We start from the raw sequence: 14,553 nt of genomic DNA on the forward strand, positions 1-14,553 counted from the left end.
ACTGTAGTGGTCAACTAATATTGGCCACCGCATTAGACTGTATGTAGAACAGTCGCTCAGATTCGTTTGGAGTTAAGCCGCCGTTATACCAGTGAGGCCGGATAGCGCTGTAATACCCCGTGATGTAGCGGATAATCGCGTCCTGGGCTTCGCTGAAGCTGTTGTAACCCTTTGTCGGCACCCATTCTGTCTTCAGGCTGCGGAAGAACCGCTCCATTGGCGCATTATCCCAGCAGTTACCCCGCCGACTCATACTCTGCTTTATCCGGCAGCGCCACAGGGCTTGCCGGTATTGACGGCTGGTATAGTGGCTGCCCTGGTCGCTGTGGAACATGACTCCTGTTGGTTGTCCCCGGAGTTCCCAGGCCATCTGCAACGCTTTAACTGTCAGCGCCGAGTCCGGCGACGTCGACATGGCCCAGCCCACCGGTTTGCGGGCGAACAGATCTAGCACCACCGCAAGGTAAGCCCAGCATTTGCCCGTCCAGATGTAGGTCACATCGCCGCACCAGACCTGATCCGGCGCGGTAACCGCGAACTGGCGGTTGAGATAGTTCGGTATTTCAACGTGTTCATTGCCGCCGCGTTTGTATTTGTGAGCCGGTCGCTGGCAGCTGGCGATACCCAGCTCCTTCATCAGCTTGCCAGCCAGCCAGCGCCCCATGTTGACACCGGAGCTGCCGGTGACGATGGTCGCGATACTTCGAGCGCCGGCAGAGCCGCCGCTGGCGTTCCAGGCTTCCATGACGCGGCTACACTTAACCACGCGCTCACCGTCGGGTTCATTAGCGGAAGCCTGCCAGTGCCTGTAGCTGCTGCGATGTACCTCAAAAGTTTGGCACAACGCCGTGACCGGGTATCGTGCCCTCAGCCTGTCGACTACCGTGAACCGTTGAGTGAGTCCGACATTAAGAGCGCCGTAGCCTTTTTTAGGATTTCGTTCTCCATTTCAAGGCATTGGACTTTTTTCTTCATCTCACGCAGCTCGAGCTGTTCAGGGGTAAGAGGAAGTCCCGTTGGCGTTTTTCCCTGTCGTTCAAGGCGAAGCTTATTGACCCAGCGACTAATGGCAGAATGGCTGACATTAACCGCCTCTGCGGCCTTAACGTATGTGTAGCCGTGGTCGACAACCAGCTTTGCGGCTTCGAGCTTAAATTCCGCCGTAAAATGTTTACCCATGAGGTCACCTGTCGTGTTGATGAGGTGAGCATATCACCTCCGATCAGGTGGCCAGTATCAGTGTGCCACTATATACCGGTTATTTATACAGGTGTCTGTCAGATTAAATCTGGTTCAGATTTTTTTCTGCCCAGACTCGTTTACCATCAAGTAACGTGGCCATTGGCGTACGCCCGCAGCACATTTTACCCTGATGAGTTCGCTCATTATTGTAATGCCACAACCAGTTGTCCAGATCCTTTTGTAGACTTTCTAGGTCCTCGTATAACTTCTTACGGAACGCAACCTGATAAAAATCCTGCAAAATAGTTTTATGGAAGCGCTCGCAGATACCGTTTGTCTGCGGAAACATCGCTTTCGTTTTCGTATGGTCTATATCGTTGATAGCCAAGTACAGCTGATAGTCATGTTGTTCCACTTTACCGCAGTACTCCGTCCCCCCTGTCCGTCAGTATTCTTAGCATTGGCAGCCCCTGAGCTTCGTAGAACGGCAGCACGCGATCATTGAGCAGGTCGGCGGCAGAGATCGGTGCTTTACTCGTGTAAAGCTTGCAGTGCGCCACTTTCGAGTACGTATCCACGAACGTCTGCTGGTAGATACGGCCAACACCTTTCAGATTACCCACGTAGAAGGTGTCCTGCGACCCCAGATAACCCGGGTGAGCAGTCTCTATTTCACCACAGGCTTCGTCGTCGTGCGCCTTCTTCTCCAGTGCAGCGATTTGAGCATCAGTAAGTACGATGCCTTCTCTGGCAACTTTTTCCTCAAGTGCCTTCAGGCGCTTACGAAAGTTTTCCAGATCGTGTCGTTGCCAGATGGAGCGCACACCGCTGCCAGAAATGAAGACGCCTTTTTTACGCAGCTCATTACTGGTCCGGTGCTGGCCATGAGCCGGGAACTCAATGGCGTAATCAACAACCGCACGTTCAGTGGCTTCATCAGCACGGTTTTTCAGGTTGGGAACCCGGCGGTTTTGGTTAACCAGAGCGTCAATGCCGCCTTCTGCCGCCAGTTCCTGATAGCGATAAAACGTGTCGCGTGACACACCCATGATTTTACAGGCTTTTGATACGTTACCGAGTTCTTCGGCGAGATTGAGCAGGCCGGCTTTGTGTTTGATGATGGGATTGTTAGTATGAAGCATGAGAGTTACCTCGTGTTTTGTATAAGCATTCGACACCCATATCAAAACCGGTAACTCTCAACCTTTCAAGGTCCAGTGTCAGAGCAAGTCGCGACTAATACAACTTAGATAATCCTCGGGTATCATCAAAGGCACGCTTGTCCCCGATTCTTTGACGCGTAGACAATGTCAGAAATCCTGGCAATGATTTAGCGACCTTATTCCCAGGAGCGCCGGTGTTATATTGTTGCACCTCTTTATTTCCACCGTGAAGCAAAATGGTCTGTAACAGTTGTTGTTCCGCGCTGTCCAGCGAATGTCCCGGTAAACTGACACTGAAGGCTTGTTTCATCACGCCAGTGTCATGTTGATGCATTTTCACTGTTTCACGTTTAATTTCCGCATCCAACATACCGGTTCTGTCTTTACCACTCTTGCAGTTCCAACAAGGCATCGCACCAATTTCATTGGCGAGCAGAGCAACACGCAAAGCAGCTTTATAGGGTTCACCACCATCGCGATGGTGCGTTTTATTAGCCCAAATGGTTTTTAACTGCTGGCTTAGCGTTCGAACTTTTTGTGCATTTTCTGCTGTCGGATGTTGAGATAAATAGTCTCCCACCCAGCCTTTTGGTGGCGCAGTTACGCTTAAATCATCGCCGAGCAGCGTTTTCAGCGCCGCTTCGTTGTAACCATCCGCCTGTTTCCACCCCATATTGCCTATCAGCGCAAATTCGTTGACACCGAAGTTGAATGCCGCAACGTTCAGATTGACCGAGGCGTGATAAATATTGCCCTGTGCATCCCTTAACGGAACCTGCAACGGCTGCTGTTGACTCAGCTGAGCCCATGCCTGCATCTGGTCGTCCATCATGTCTTTTTCAGCCCCAATCCCTCCAGTAACCAATGATGTTGAAGCCAGATTCAGCGCCACCGTTTTTCCTTGTTCAGCGTCGCGCAGCAACTCAGGGCGGGCGAACAGCGCGGCAGTAACCACTTCCATAGCACGCGCTTGCGCACCTAAATAGCGTGCATCTGAATTTTTTGCCAATCCAAAAGGAGACAAGATGCCGTGACGAATCCCAGTAAACAGCCTTTGCGGCGTCCCCTTTTCACCGAGGACACTGAATTCTGACAGCCATAAATTCGTGGCATGTGAGGTTTCTTGTGAGGAGGAGGAAGCAATACCCTTGTCATTATAGTGGATATGGAAAATACCGTTCTCCTGCTGCTTCATTTGTCCGGCCGGCGTGAGCGTACACTGATAGTCCACATTGTTATATTGAAAACGCGTATCGATCGTTTCCCATTTCTGGGCATTTAGCACCTCGCGCAAACCCGCCGCAAAAGCTTGTTTGGCCTGTACTTTTGCTTCTTTTTTTGGAAACCCTAGATTGATAAACTCTTTCGTCAGCCCGTCTATCAATAGCGGCTTTATGGTTTTCGCTCTCTGCAAATCCTGTTTGGTGAGCGGTCTGTTTTCTGCGTGCAGTTTCTGATGAGTTTGATCCAACAATGACGAAGGATCACACCCCAATGCCACCATTGCGCTGGTAGCTGCGCTGGTAAAATGCCTTTCTAAAACGCCCAGAGTTTCTGTTGTGCAGGAGGAAATAACGACTTCACGTTGGCGTTCAACATTCGAGCTCTTTGGTGCGAGCAAATGTTTAACACGCTGTGCCACTGTACCTATAAAGGTTTTTTTCTTATCAGCCGCAATATCTAATGTTGGCCCGTCATTGATTTGCACTGCGGATTTTAGGTGATTCACCCACAATTTTGTGTTGTCAGACGTGACATGCCCCTCCGTTTTTGCACTACTATTCAGATTATTATTAACGTGATATTTCTGTCGTCGGATGCCCAAAAAACCATTTACGCTCATAGAATAACTCCTCCACTTATTGAGCGATAACGTTACTGATCCCGAATGCGATCAACTACTATTAAACGCCCAATTCAACGGTGATAGCGAAGACTCGCTGCTGAAGATGATAATTTCTACGTTGCGGGAGGATAGCCTACAGGCAAACCACGAACTGCTTCATCCCTGAATGATATTTCCTGAGCAAATAGAGCGATGTAAGGCATAAAGGAAAGCAGAGTGCCGCTGCAATCCTTACATCACTCAACCAGCGTTTGCGCTTTATAGATGCTCCGGTAATGGGCTTTGTTGAATAAATAGAAAGTTTGGGTAATCATCGGATCAGATCACCATAGTTGTTTCAACATCAGGTCTCCATGGCAAAACAAAATTTTAAAATCACTAACTGGCCCTCCTATAACAAGGCCCTCAAGCAGCGCGGTTCTCTAACCGTATGGCTAGATGAATCAGCCATTGCTGCATGGACGGAAAAAACGACTACTGAACGGCGTGGACGACCGCTCCACTACTCAGATATGGCCATCACCACAGTCCTGATGATGAAACGCGTGTTTGGCCTAATGAGATGGTCACCCCCACCCTGTGAGCGGTACGCTGACAGGGTGTTTCTTTATGGAGAAGGCCATCATGCAAAACGTCACGCTTATTGGTATCGATCTCGGCAAACATTCTTTTCACATTCATTGTCAGGATAAATCAGGCATGTAGTGGTCAACTAATATTGGCCACCGCATTAGACTGTATGTAGAACAGTCGCTCAGATTCGTTTGGAGTTAAGCCGCCGTTATACCAGTGAGGCCGGATAGCGCTGTAATACCCCGTGATGTAGCGGATAATCGCGTCCTGGGCTTCGCTGAAGCTGTTGTAACCCTTTGTCGGCACCCATTCTGTCTTCAGGCTGCGGAAGAACCGCTCCATTGGCGCATTATCCCAGCAGTTACCCCGCCGACTCATACTCTGCTTTATCCGGCAGCGCCACAGGGCTTGCCGGTATTGACGGCTGGTATAGTGGCTGCCCTGGTCGCTGTGGAACATGACTCCTGTTGGTTGTCCCCGGAGTTCCCAGGCCATCTGCAACGCTTTAACTGTCAGCGCCGAGTCCGGCGACGTCGACATGGCCCAGCCCACCGGTTTGCGGGCGAACCGGTCTAGCACCACCGCAAGGTAAGCCCAGCATTTGCCCGTCCAGATGTAGGTCACATCGCCGCACCAGACCTGATCCGGCGCGGTAACCGCGAACTGGCGGTTGAGATAGTTCGGTATTTCAACGTGTTCATTGCCGCCGCGTTTGTATTTGTGAGCCGGTCGCTGGCAGCTGGCGATACCCAGCTCCTTCATCAGCTTGCCAGCCAGCCAGCGCCCCATTTTGACACCGGAGCTGCCGGTGACGATGGTCGCGATACTTCGAGCGCCGGCAGAGCCGCCGCTGGCGTTCCAGGCTTCCATGACGCGGCTACACTTAACCACGCGCTCACCGTCGGGTTCATTAGCGGAAGCCTGCCAGTGCCTGTAGCTGCTGCGATGTACCTCAAAAGTTTGGCACAACGCCGTGACCGGGTATCGCGCCCTCAGCCTGTCGACTACCGTGAACCGTTGAGTGAGTCCGACATTAAGAGCGCCGTAGCCTTTTTTAGGATTTCGTTCTCCATTTCAAGGCATTGGACTTTTTTCTTCATCTCACGCAGCTCGAGCTGTTCAGGGGTAAGAGGAAGTCCCGTTGGCGTTTTTCCCTGTCGTTCAAGGCGAAGCTTATTGACCCAGCGACTAATGGCAGAATGGCTGACATTAACCGCCTCTGCGGCCTTAACGTATGTGTAGCCGTGGTCGACAACCAGCTTTGCGGCTTCGAGCTTAAATTCCGCCGTAAAATGTTTACCCATGAGGTCACCTGTCGTGTTGATGAGGTGAGCATATCACCTCCGATCAGGTGGCCAGTATCAGTGTGCCACTACAGGCAATAACGACACGAAATACCGTGTTTGAACAGTAATGCTGGTCTAACAGTCAGCAATTTAACGAAGTTACCCATCTGGTTTTGCGAAGACTGATTATTGATGACATGAACGGCCTGACGGCCTGATATAAAACCAAAAAATGAAAATGGCTCAATGAAGCCGATGGCCTTTTTAGGAATATCAGGTGCGAAACTCATCGTGGCGCGGGCATCCTTGGCCATAAAGACGCCGGATAGATTTAAGCAAGCCCACCATTAATCAAAGATCAGTGTTGCAAAAATGGGGGTGACCATAGATTCATTGAGGGCTTTACAGGGTTTTGTTGACTCGATTTTTAAACTGATTAAATTGTCGCTGCATTGTCCAGACTATTCGCTGCTCAGCAAGCGAGCAAAGACAGTGAACATCAGCATAAAAACGCCAACCCGTGGTGAAATCTCACATCTGGTCATTGATGGAACCGGCCTGAAGCTCTTTGGCGAAGGCGAATGGAAAGTCCGGCAGCATGGTGCCGACAGACGCAGGGTGTGGCGTAAGCTGCATCTGGCAGTAGACAGTGCGACGCATGAGATTATCTGTGCGGATTTGTCGCTCAGTGGTACGACTGATGCCCAGGCTCTACCGGCACTGATAAACCAGACCCACCGGAAAATCAGAGAGGCATCGGTTGACGGCGCTTACGATACAGGTTACTGCCATGATGCTCTGCTGAGGAAGAAAATAAGGCCGCTTATCCCGCCGCGAAGGGGGGCGCAATATTGGCCGGACCACTACCACGAGCGTAAACACGCTGTTGCAAATCAGCGCCTGAGCGGCAGCAACGATACCTGGAAAAAGAAAGTGGGCTATCACCGACGCTCAGTGGCTGAAACGGCCATGTTCCGGTTCAAAACGCTTCTGGGTGGTCATCTAAGTCTGCGTGACTACGATGCTCAGGTGGGTGAAGCCATGGCGATGGTCAAAGCGCTTAACCGGATCACGCTATTAGGAATGCCGAACAGTATTCGCATCACGTAACATGTATTAGCTCAGACCTGATCTGACAGTTACCGGTTATTTATACAGGTGTCTGTCAGATTAAATCTGGTTCAGATTTTTTTCTGCCCAGACTCGTTTACCATCAAGTAACGTGGCCATTGGCGTACGCCCGCAGCACATTTTACCCTGATGAGTTCGCTCATTATTGTAATGCTACAACCAGTTGTCCAGATCCTTTTGTAGACTTTCTAGGTCCTCGTATAACGTCTTACGGAACGCAACCTGATAAAAATCCTGCAAAATAGTTTTATGGAAGCGCTCGCAGATACCGTTTGTCTGCGGAGACATCGCTTTCGTTTTCGTATGGTCTATATCGTTGATAGCCAAGTACAGCTGATAGTCATGTTGTTCCACTTTACCGCAGTACTCCGTCCCCCTGTCCGTCAGTATTCTTAGCATTGGCAGCCCCTGAGCTTCGTAGAACGGCAGCACGCGATCATTGAGCAGGTCGGCGGCAGAGATCGGTGCTTTACTCGTGTAAAGCTTGCAGTGCGCCACTTTCGAGTACGTATCCACGAACGTCTGCTGGTAGATACGGCCAACACCTTTCAGATTACCCACGTAGAAGGTGTCCTGCGACCCCAGATAACCCGGGTGAGCAGTCTCTATTTCACCACAGGCTTCGTCGTCGTGCGCCTTCTTCTCCAGTGCAGCGATTTGAGCATCAGTAAGTACGATGCCTTCTCTGACAACTTTTTCCTCAAGTGCCTTCAGGCGCTTACGAAAGTTTTCCAGATCGTGTCGTTGCCAGATGGAGCGCACACCGCTGCCAGAAATGAAGACGCCTTTTTTACGCAGCTCATTACTGGTCCGGTGCTGGCCATGAGCCGGGAACTCAATGGCGTAATCAACAACCGCACGTTCAGTGGCTTCATCAGCACGGTTTTTCAGGTTGGGAACCCGGCGGTTTTGGTTAACCAGAGCGTCAATGCCGCCTTCTGCCGCCAGTTCCTGATAGCGATAAAACGTGTCGCGTGACACCCCCATGATTTTACAGGCTTTTGATACGTTACCGAGTTCTTCGGCGAGATTGAGCAGGCCGGCTTTGTGTTTGATGATGGGATTGTTAGTATGAAGCATGAGAGTTACCTCGTGTTTTGTATAAGGATTCGACACCCATATCAAAACCGGTAACTCTCAACCTTTCAAGGTCCAGTGTCAGATCAAGTCGCGACTAATACACGTAACAATCGACCTGGGACACAGTCGTTACAAGTTCTGATTTATTCAACAAAGCCCCGGTAATGCGCTAACCTACCTCGTTATACACATCTCTGTTCGTGCCTGAGCGCGCGTAGCGTTTCGGCGGCCGTCATGACTTTCTGCAAGCCTTTCCAGATAGTTTTTGCGCCTGGTTCACCGTCGCCTTTTCGAGCAAGAAAGCCTCCCAGTTGCGCAACTAAGCGCAATACTTCGTTTAGCTTAGGGCGGCCCTTGGGCATACGCTTGTTCATCAGTAGGTAAGCTCCATGAGTCTCGTCGGAATCAAAGAACAACATTGCGTCCAGCTCTGGACAGGTTCGTCCCATACGCATTAAATAGGCGATGCGCCATGCCACGATCATGAACAGCGCCAATGCCCGCTCAATGCGATCCACGGTCGATAACTGTAACGCTTCGACACAGCAGCCGTTCTTCAGCACATTGAAGAACATCTCGATTTCCCATCTAGCCCGATACCAGTCGATCAGCTCCACGATATCTTCTCGTCCTTCAGGTACGCGATTGCTCAGCAACCGCCACTCGACCGGCTTCACGCCTGCTGGCGGCTCAATTTCCTTGGCTATCACACAAGTCACTGCCAACCCGCAACGCAGCGACACTCGCTTCACGCGCAGCGCCTGTTTCACCGTACGCGCCTTCTGCCCCGCGCGAGCCGCCATAACGAATTGGATTTCTCCCACCGGCACGGTCTTTCCAACCTTCTGCCAAAGCTTCTCATTACAGTCCAGACTGCGATTATGAGTCGAGCGGATCAACCAGTCAGCCTGAGTGCCAAGGTCATCAGCGAGCTGCATCAACGCCTTGATATCCGCTTCGCGATCGGCTAAGTACACCAGACGTGTGTTTGGCAACTCCGAGGCGAGTTCAGCAACTCGCTCGTATCCCTCGAGCCAGCGCGTACTCTCCTTGATCCCATCGCGTTTTCCGTCTGCATCCTTCGGCTCTCTTGCCCACATCCACGCATCCAGTACGCCCAACCCCACGCGATCCGGACTGACCGCGTAGGTCGGATGCAGGTACAGACCACGCCTGGCTTCGTAGTTCAAGGGACCCAAGCCTTGGATTTGCTGCCCGTTGAAGTCAAGCTCGGTAGTGTCTTGGATACACAGCACAACCTCGTGTTCTCGGATCCTTTCCTGCGTACGCTGCCAGTGAGGTTGCAGAATGTCTCGCCATTCGAATGCTTGGTTCTCCATGAAGCGGTAAGCACCCAGCGTCTCAGACCATCCGAGGCAAGCATGCGGAATGCTGGCTTGCGGATTCTCAGCCAGCCGTATCAAAAGCCCTTTGGCGCGCTTATTGAGCCTCGTGTCACCAAGATTTACCCCTTCCAGTTCTTGGTGTGCCCAGCCATCTGAATCCCGTGTCATTTTTCAGCGCCGTAAATGGCGATAGTACACGTCGGTTTCACTTCATTTACAACCCCACCGGCTGCCTATTTCAGCCCGCTAACCCTTGGCATATAAGGCGTTGCGGACTTGTGTATAACGAGGTGGCGCTAACCGAGCTTCAAAATAGGCTCTTTTTTCCGGTGGGATTTTCTGGGCGATTGTTTCTGCGCATATTTCGCGCTTCTGACTTTCCATAAAGGCGACTGTCGATGCAGCAAAATCTGCATTGATCTTGACCCACCATCTCAGGACAGCTTTTGTATCTTAAGTTAACGATGCCCGCTGGCGCCGATATTCTCTTGGGGAGTTGTATCCCAGCGCACTGTGCGGATGGTTTTCATTGTAATGATTGAAAGCCGCTGCAAGGTTCTTCAGCGCTGTTCGCACATCGGGTTTTGGCATGAAGGCGATGTAATCTTCCTTCATCGTCTTCACGAACCGTTCTGCCATGCCGTTACTCTGTGGACGGCTCACTGCTGTTGTGCAGGGCTCCAGATTCAGTTCTCTGGCGAACTTCCGCGTTTCATGCGCTGTGTACGCTGAACCATTATCCGTCAGCCATTGCACTGGTTTATCCGGCAGCGCGCTACCGAAGCGTTTTTCCACCGACCTCAGCATCACATCCTGCACGGTTGAACTGTCATAACCCCTGGTGCTCGCTGCCCAGTCTATGGCCTCCCGGTCGCAGCAGTCCAGTGCGAACGTCACCCGCAGCTTCTCGCCGTTGTCACAACCGAACTCGAAGCCATCTGAGCACCAGCGCATATCGCTCTCTGCTACCGCGATTTTGCCTTTATGCTCCCGCTTCGGACGTTCAGTTTTATCATGCAACAACAGCAGGTTATGCTCGCTCATTATCCTGTAAAGCCGTTTGGCGTTCACCGGTGGAAGTCCCTCTGCACGACGTTGCTTACGCAGGATACCCCACACTCGGCGGTAACCGTAACTGGGCATGTCGCTGATGATACGGAGGATGTCCGATAATATCTCAGCATCAGCTTCGTCATTACGCCGGTTGCTGCGCCTGTCCAGCCAGTCGGCAGAACGGTTAACCCGCAGTGACAGCTGCGCACGCGACACGCTCATGGCGCGGCTGACCAGAGCTATTCCCCGTCCTTTGGCAACAAGGGCGCGTGCGCTATCCATTTTCGCGACTGGCGGTACTCCACTGCTTCTTTGAGGATCTCAACTTCCATCGTCTTCTTACCCAGAAGGCGCTGTAGCTCCCGGACCTGCTTGAGGGCAGTCGCCAGCGCCGAAGCTGGAACCACTTCTTCTCCGGCCGCAACGGCGGTGAGGCTTCCTTCCTGGTATTGCTTCTTCCACTTAAACAAAAGGCTGGGCTGGATGCCATGCAGGCGGGCTACATGGGAGACGTTCATCCCCGGCTCCATTGTCTGCTGAATGATGGCGATTTTCTCTTGCGGAGTTTTACGCTTACGGACTTCTTGCCCTAACAGGATCCCGGTCATTTCAAAATTAGCATGATTGTTAGACAGATATCTAAGCCTATCTCTTATCTGGAGATACAGCTACTGTCTGGTGTTACAGGGGGCTACATCACAGCAAAATCTGCATACTTGTCACTGTATTCGAGAATCATCTTTTCAAAATTAATCATACCAACAGATCCTCCCTTGTGGTCAGCACCATGCTGTATTAAAAATATACAACACCCTGTGCAAAGCACGTTGTAAGGGTAATGACTCCAATTAGTAGAACATGTGTTTTTCGATGAAGGCTCCGATGACTTTTTCGTGGATCTCGACGGAGCGCGAGAAGCAAATCGTTTTACGCGCCAGTCGTTTAATGCGGGTACGGAGCGTCAGGTTATTGCGCTCTATGCGTTGCGTGAAGATCTTGCCAGTCAGATGTTTCTGCTTCGGAACCTCTCTTGCATAGCTGCCCCAGTTGTCACTGGTAATCATGCCGATGTTGAACGGTGTCAACAGAGCCAGCAATTCACGGCAGGTCTCATCGGTTTGGGGGCCAAAAGTGTAGGCCAGAACACCGCCCGTTTTGGTATTGTAAGCGTACCAGAGCCAGTGCTGTAGCGCCTGACTGCCAACGAAGCTCCATTGCTCATCAAGTTCACAGATAAGGGCGACGTCGGCGTGAGCAACGGGAGAAGACGTTATCCTGCGGGGCGAGAGCTTTTTAAAGCCCGGATGACCGTATTGATGCCGATTTTCAACGTTCTGGCGGTATCGCGAACACCGGCACCGTTGAAGGCCATATCAACGATCTGCTCTTTGACTCCCGGCTTTCGCGCTTCATAGCGGTAGGTAAGCTGGAATACACGGCGACAGCACTGACACCGGAAGCGTTCGCGCTTAGTTGGACTAAGGCCATGTCGATAAACTTTATCTGAATGGCAGCGAGGGCAATGAACAAAAACAGTAACCACGTGGAAACCTCAAATAGCGGCAGAATATCACAAAAGCCAACTATTTGAAGGCATTACCAGGAATCTTAAACTCTGCTTCCCTACGTTAAACGACGAAGAACAAGAACGGCTTATTGCCGGTAACTTTGCGTCGCTGGGAATGGCGCTGGTCGAAACCGGGATTGCCTGGTTTTGGCCCAACGAGCGCATTCGTAAACTGTTCGACGTGCAAGGTTTACAAAATCTCCAACGCGCTCAAGAGAACAAACGCGGCGTGATTGTGGTTGGCGTGCATTTTATGTCGCTGGAGCTGGGTGGTCGTGCCATGGGTCAGTGCCAACCAATGATGGCGATGTATCGTCCACACAACAACCACTTGCTGGAGTGGGTGCAGACCAAAGGCAGAATGCGCTCCAATAAAGCGATGATTGATCGTCGAAATCTGAAGGCCATGGTCGCTGCTTTGCGTCAGGGAGAAGCCGTCTGGTTTGCTCCCGATCAAGATTACGGCCCGAAAGGCAGCACCTTTGCGCCCTTCTTCGCGGTCAGCGATGTGGCAACAACCAACGGAACTTACGTCCTTTCTCGTCTGTCCGGTGCAGCTATGCTGACTATCACGCTCATCAGGAAACTAGACCTTACTGGATATACGCTAATTATCGAGCCTGAACTGTTGGATTACCCGAAAAACGATGAATCTGCGGCAGCGACCTACATCAACAAGGTCATAGAACGCGAGATATTGCGCGCATCTGAGCAGTATCTCTGGGTTAACCGGCGCTTTAAAACTCGGCCGCAAGGCGAAAAATCACTATATATCTAAATGATACTGCCAAGGAAATAAGGAGAAATACCAATGAGTAAAATCACAATGATAATGATTGTTGTGGCTATCGTTGTGGGCGCAGGCAGCTATCTGGGATGGTGGTAGCAGAGAATCCGTAGACGATACGAGCAAGCAGCTCTCGTTACCCTACGACACAATTGACCCTGTACATAAATTTGTGTAATTGCCTGATTTTGATATGTTCAATCCAACATCAAAAACAGGTTAATTTATGGACGAAAAACAGTTGCAGGCTCTGGCTAACGAACTGGCCAAAAATATCAAAACCCCTGACGCTCTCAGCCAATTCGATCGCCTGCTGAAGAAAATCAGCGTTGAGGCTGCTCTCAATGCCGAAATGTCCCACCATCTGGGCTACGATAAAAATCAGCCCAAACCGGGGGCCAACTCCCGCAACGGCTATTCAACAAACACCGTGACCACCGGCGATGGCCCTCTGGCACTACGTACTCCGCGCGATCGTGATGACTCCTTCGAACCACAACTGGTGAAGAAAAACCAGACCCGGATCACCGGGATGGATAACCAAATCCTGTCCCTGTACGCCAGAGGGATGACCACCCGCGAGATAGCGTCTGCGTTCAACGAGCTGTATGACGCGGATGTCTCACCGGCACTGGTCTCGAAGGTCACCGACGCCGTGATGGAACCGGTTACTGAATGGCAAAATCGTCCACTGGATGCAGTCTATCCCATTGTTTACCTTGACTGTATCATCCTGAAGGTCCGGCAGGACAGTCGCGTCATCAATAAATCCGTGTTCCTGGCACTGGGTATCAACATCGAGGGCCAGAAAGAACTGCTGGGTATGTGGCTGGCCGAAAACGAGGGCGAGAAGTTCTGGCTCAATGTGCTGACAGAACTAAAAAACCGCGGCCTGAACGATATCCTCATCGCCTGTGTCGACGGTCTGAAAGGCTTCCCGGACGCCATCAACGCGGTGTATCCGGAAGCCCGCATCCAGCTGTGCATCGTGCACATGGTACGCAACAGCCTGAGGTTCGTCTCTTGGAAGGACTACAAAGCCGTCACACGCGACCTGAAAGCCATCTATCAGGCCGCTACGGAAGAAGCAGGCCAGCAGGCGCTGGAAGCATTCGCCAGCGCATGGGACAGCCGCTATCCACAGATAAGCCGGAGCTGGCAGACGAACTGGAGCAATCTGGCAACGTTCTTCGCTTACCCGGCTGATATCCGCAAAGTCATCTACACAACCAACGCCATCGAGTCGCTGAACAGTGTGATCCGGCATGCGATTAAAAAACGCAAGGTGTTCCCGACTGACGACGCAGTGAAAAAGGTGGTGTGGCTGGCAATCCCGTCGGCCTCACAGAAATGGACGATGCCACTGTGGGACTGGCGTATGGCAATGAGCCGTTTTATTATCGAGTTCGGTGACCGCCTGGACGGTCACTACTGAGAAAGGCATTTACACAGAATCATGTACAGGGTCTGCCGCATTCCTTTTTCACTGTCATACATTGCCGCTGGGCATCACTTGCAACGCATGGCACACTGTATCCA

9 protein-coding genes and 5 pseudogenes are annotated in these 14,553 nt (G+C 51.5%); 4 read left to right on the plus strand and 10 right to left on the minus strand.

The features are described 5' to 3' along the window. Positions 1–10 precede the first annotated feature (10 nt). The 3 genes and pseudogenes from ACWWJF_RS21955 to ACWWJF_RS21965 all read right to left on the minus strand — a co-directional run bounded on the left by ACWWJF_RS21955 (position 11) and on the right by ACWWJF_RS21965 (position 4,188). Positions 11–1,179 (minus strand): IS3 family transposase gene (locus tag ACWWJF_RS21955; protein WP_455869332.1). Its coding sequence is split into 2 segments (ribosomal slippage): positions 11–924 and positions 924–1,179, totalling 1,170 coding nucleotides; the frame shifts between segments, so codons are not numbered across the junction. Positions 1,180–1,282: 103 nt separating this feature from the next. Further along, positions 1,283–2,324 (minus strand): annotated as a pseudogene (locus ACWWJF_RS21960) (IS481 family transposase). A gap of 94 nt (positions 2,325–2,418) precedes the next feature. Next, positions 2,419–4,188 carry an inositol phosphate phosphatase SopB gene (locus tag ACWWJF_RS21965; RefSeq protein ID WP_455870570.1) on the minus strand — a complete coding sequence of 590 codons (1,770 nt, stop codon included), beginning with the start codon at positions 4,186–4,188 and terminating at the stop codon, positions 2,419–2,421. A gap of 356 nt (positions 4,189–4,544) precedes the next feature. On the opposite strand from ACWWJF_RS21965, the pseudogene ACWWJF_RS21970 reads away from it, so the two are divergent. Then, positions 4,545–4,748, plus strand: a pseudogene (locus ACWWJF_RS21970) (transposase); the annotation flags it as partial. 151 nt (positions 4,749–4,899) lie between these two features. Here the strand turns inward: ACWWJF_RS21970 and ACWWJF_RS21975 are convergent. After that, positions 4,900–6,068, minus strand: a protein-coding gene (locus tag ACWWJF_RS21975; protein ID WP_455870571.1) for an IS3 family transposase whose coding sequence is annotated in 2 segments (ribosomal slippage) — positions 4,900–5,813 and positions 5,813–6,068 — 1,170 coding nt in all. Because the reading frame shifts where the segments join, the coding sequence is not laid out codon by codon here. A 68-nt stretch (positions 6,069–6,136) separates the two neighbouring features. Continuing rightward, positions 6,137–6,364: a hypothetical protein gene (locus tag ACWWJF_RS21980; RefSeq protein WP_455870572.1), complete on the minus strand. Its 228-nt coding sequence runs from the start codon at positions 6,362–6,364 to the stop codon at positions 6,137–6,139. Positions 6,365–6,443: 79 nt separating this feature from the next. On the opposite strand from ACWWJF_RS21980, the pseudogene ACWWJF_RS21985 reads away from it, so the two are divergent. Beyond that, positions 6,444–7,160 (plus strand): annotated as a pseudogene (locus ACWWJF_RS21985) (IS5 family transposase); the annotation flags it as partial. A 60-nt stretch (positions 7,161–7,220) separates the two neighbouring features. On the opposite strand, the pseudogene ACWWJF_RS21990 reads toward ACWWJF_RS21985, so the two are convergent. From ACWWJF_RS21990 to ACWWJF_RS22010, 5 genes and pseudogenes are all read right to left on the minus strand, one after another. Next, positions 7,221–8,261: pseudogene (locus tag ACWWJF_RS21990) on the minus strand (IS481 family transposase). Positions 8,262–8,443: 182 nt separating this feature from the next. Next, positions 8,444–9,775, minus strand: coding sequence for an IS4 family transposase (locus tag ACWWJF_RS21995; RefSeq protein ID WP_455870573.1), 1,332 nt, complete (start codon positions 9,773–9,775; stop codon positions 8,444–8,446). A gap of 78 nt (positions 9,776–9,853) precedes the next feature. Continuing rightward, positions 9,854–10,045, minus strand: a complete 192-nt coding sequence (locus tag ACWWJF_RS22000) for a DNA polymerase III subunit theta (protein ID WP_455871207.1) — start codon at positions 10,043–10,045, stop codon at positions 9,854–9,856. A 15-nt stretch (positions 10,046–10,060) separates the two neighbouring features. After that, a protein-coding gene (locus ACWWJF_RS22005; RefSeq protein WP_455870574.1) for an IS3 family transposase occupies positions 10,061–11,268 on the minus strand; the annotation gives its coding sequence in 2 pieces (ribosomal slippage) (positions 10,061–10,947 and positions 10,947–11,268; 1,209 coding nt in all). 240 nt (positions 11,269–11,508) lie between these two features. Next, positions 11,509–12,203, minus strand: a protein-coding gene (locus tag ACWWJF_RS22010; RefSeq protein WP_455870575.1) for an IS1 family transposase whose coding sequence is annotated in 2 segments (ribosomal slippage) — positions 11,509–11,960 and positions 11,960–12,203 — 696 coding nt in all. Because the reading frame shifts where the segments join, the coding sequence is not laid out codon by codon here. 58 nt (positions 12,204–12,261) lie between these two features. Here ACWWJF_RS22010 and lpxL point away from each other — a divergent pair. After that, positions 12,262–13,005, plus strand: a pseudogene (lpxL, locus tag ACWWJF_RS22015) (LpxL/LpxP family Kdo(2)-lipid IV(A) lauroyl/palmitoleoyl acyltransferase); the annotation flags it as partial. 235 nt (positions 13,006–13,240) lie between these two features. Then, on the plus strand, positions 13,241–14,449 hold the full coding sequence (locus ACWWJF_RS22020; RefSeq protein ID WP_455870576.1) for an IS256 family transposase: 1,209 nt from the start codon (positions 13,241–13,243) through the stop codon (positions 14,447–14,449). Positions 14,450–14,553: the final 104 nt, after the last annotated feature.

The organism is Symbiopectobacterium sp. Eva_TO, assembly GCF_053848865.1.

Coding starts and splice junctions, on each gene's coding strand:
- ACWWJF_RS21965 (WP_455870570.1), bottom strand. CDS start 4,188: ATGAGCGTAAATGGTTTTTTGGGCATCCGACGACAGAAATATCACGTT.
- ACWWJF_RS21980 (WP_455870572.1), bottom strand. CDS start 6,364: ATGGCCAAGGATGCCCGCGCCACGATGAGTTTCGCACCTGATATTCCT.
- ACWWJF_RS21995 (WP_455870573.1), bottom strand. CDS start 9,775: ATGACACGGGATTCAGATGGCTGGGCACACCAAGAACTGGAAGGGGTA.
- ACWWJF_RS22020 (WP_455870576.1), top strand. CDS start 13,241: ATGGACGAAAAACAGTTGCAGGCTCTGGCTAACGAACTGGCCAAAAAT.